We start from the raw sequence: 2425 nt of genomic DNA on the forward strand, positions 1-2425 counted from the left end.
TCCGGGCGCATCTCCCCCGCCACACGACAGCGCATCAACCAGGTCATCCACGACCTGCACTATGTGCCGGACTCCCGGGCCCGATCCATGCACTCTGCCCATTCGCGCACCATCGGCCTGCTCATCCCCGACATCCGCAACTCCTACTTCGCGGACCTGGCCTACCTGATCCAGGGCCAGCTGCTCAACCATGGCTTCCAGACCCTGATCTGCACCTCAATCCAGGGCGACCCCGGCGAGGACCGGGCCCAGGTGCGCAACCTGCTGGGCCAGCACATTGACGGAGCCATCATCGTGCCCGGGCCGCGTTCCTCACACACCTTGGAGGAACTGGCCCGACGCGGACTGCCCCTCGTCTGCGTGGACCGTGCCGGCGAAGGTGCCGCCGGACGCGACGGGCGGGCCATCCCCTGCGTGGACGCCGACCCCGAGCCCGGCCTGAGAAAGGCCCTTGAGGATCTGCACGTCCAGGGCCACCGACGCATCACCCTGGTGCCTGGGCCCCTCAAGGAATCGGCCACCTTCCGGGAACGCCTGGACGTATACCGCAACCTGCTGGCAGGCATCGAGAGCATGGACGACCCCCTGACCGACCAGGTAGAGCCCGGCACTTTCGACCCCGATATGATCGACCTCTGGGTCCGGCAGGGAATCACCGGGGTGCTCTTCGGATCCTCCCTGGATGCCATACGCGCCATCAAAACGACCCAGTCCCGAGGAATCAGCATCGGCGAGGACCTGTCCATGATCACCTTCGACGACCTGCCCGTCTTCCGCATCCTAACCCCGGCAGTGTCGACCATCTCCCAGCAGGTCGACACCATGGGGACCCGCTGCGTGGACATGCTCCTGCAGCTGATGGCAGGCTCGCCCGTGCGGTCGGTCCGGCTGCAGACCAGCTACCGCCACTGCGCCTCGGTGGGGCGCCCGCCCGCGCACACCGGCCAGGATCCCTGAACCTGTCACAGTGTGATTATCAAGGCGGACAAGCTCATCAAGGAACGGAGAAACATGATTAAAGATATGGCGGCGGCATCCGACCAGGTGCTCAAGGGACTGGATACCATCACAGGATCCATCTCGGTGGTCGGGTCCATGAATGCGGACTACACCGTCAACACCGACCGGCTGCCCAAGCCCGGCGAGACCATCAACGGCGGTCCCCTGCAGGTGCTGCCCGGGGGCAAGTCGGCCAACCAGGCGGCGACCGCGGCCCGCATCGGCGCTCAGGTACGGCTCTTCGGGGCCGTCGGATCCGACTCAAACGCCGACTTTCTGCTGGGGCAGCTGGGCAACGCCGGGGTGGACGTCTCCCATGTGATGACCGTTCCAGGAGCCAGCGGGACCACAGTCATCACCGTGGATGCGCGTGGTGAGAACACCATCGTCTACTCCCCCGGCTCCAACGGCAAGGTGGATGTGGACTACGCCCACCGCTCCCGCCAGGCCCTGACCTCGGCCAAGGTGCTGGGCTTGTGCCTGGAGAGCCCCATCGAGACGGTCACCGAGGCCGCGCGAATGGGCCACGAGGCCGGCATGACCGTGCTGCTCAACGACTCCCCATTCCGCGCCGACCTGCCCGCCGACCTGATCGCCAACTCGGACCTGATCCTGGTCAACGAGCATGAAATGGCCCAGCTGCTGGGTATCGACGAACCCGAGGACGGCGACTGGCTGGGGGCCGACTGGGACCAGATCAACCAGACCATGCAGGACTTCGGCTTCCACCGGGCCATTGTCACCTTGGGCGGCGAAGGATCCATGGTGCTGGACCGTGGCCAGACCTACCGGATTCACGCCGTGCATGTGGACGCCGTGGACACCACTGGCTGCGGGGACGCCTTCATGGGCACCGTGCTAGCTGGCCTTGCCTCCGACATGACCCTGGTGCAGGCCGCCCAGCTGGCCTCCTACGTCTCCGCCTACGCTGCCACCGGGCAGGGGGCGCAGGCCTCCTACGGCACGGCCGAGCAGATTAGGCTGCGTTTCTCCTGAGTCTGAACGTTCGGGGCCGGAGCCATCAAGGTCGAGTCATCGGAATCCTGACCACCGGGGTCTTGTAACCAGGGTCCGCTGGTCAGGGTCCAACGATTAGACAGGTAGAGCGCTGCTGACTCCCTCCCCTGCGTTGTCAGGCCGATGAACCGTTGCGAATTGCACGACGGTTCGTCGGCCTGACTGGTATCTGTGCAATAGAGGCTGGATGGATGAATATGGGATGCATACTTGTTGCCAGTTGAGTGCAAATGTGGAATTTAGACTCATTGCCAACTGAGAGCAAGTCCGAAATCCGCTTTTGTTGCCAACTGAATTCAAGCACGGAATCTGTTATTAGCGCCAGTTAAATGCATCTTACAACTGCTCCGGCTCATCCGCCTTGCGACAGCCTGGGACCGCGTTTGACCTTATCATCCCTCGGACTGAT

Annotated in this window: 2 protein-coding genes; both read left to right on the plus strand. The window is 63.9% G+C overall.

Translation table 11 applies throughout. From position 1 onward, the window contains the following. The coding region (locus AC0AP0_RS11950; RefSeq protein ID WP_490430625.1) for a LacI family DNA-binding transcriptional regulator at window positions 1-957 on the plus strand (957 nt) is incomplete at its 5' end. Between the two features lie 54 nt (window positions 958-1011). Further along, window positions 1012-1995 carry a ribokinase gene (locus AC0AP0_RS11955; RefSeq protein ID WP_490430626.1) on the plus strand — a complete coding sequence of 328 codons (984 nt, stop codon included), beginning with the start codon at window positions 1012-1014 and terminating at the stop codon, window positions 1993-1995. Window positions 1996-2425: the final 430 nt, after the last annotated feature.

The organism is Bifidobacterium sp. POST2/T3 (B1), assembly GCF_058197115.1.

Bases quoted from the DNA above. Each gene is read 5' to 3' on its own strand.
- AC0AP0_RS11955 (WP_490430626.1), top strand. From the start codon at position 1,012: ATGATTAAAGATATGGCGGCGGCATCCGACCAGGTGCTCAAGGGACTG.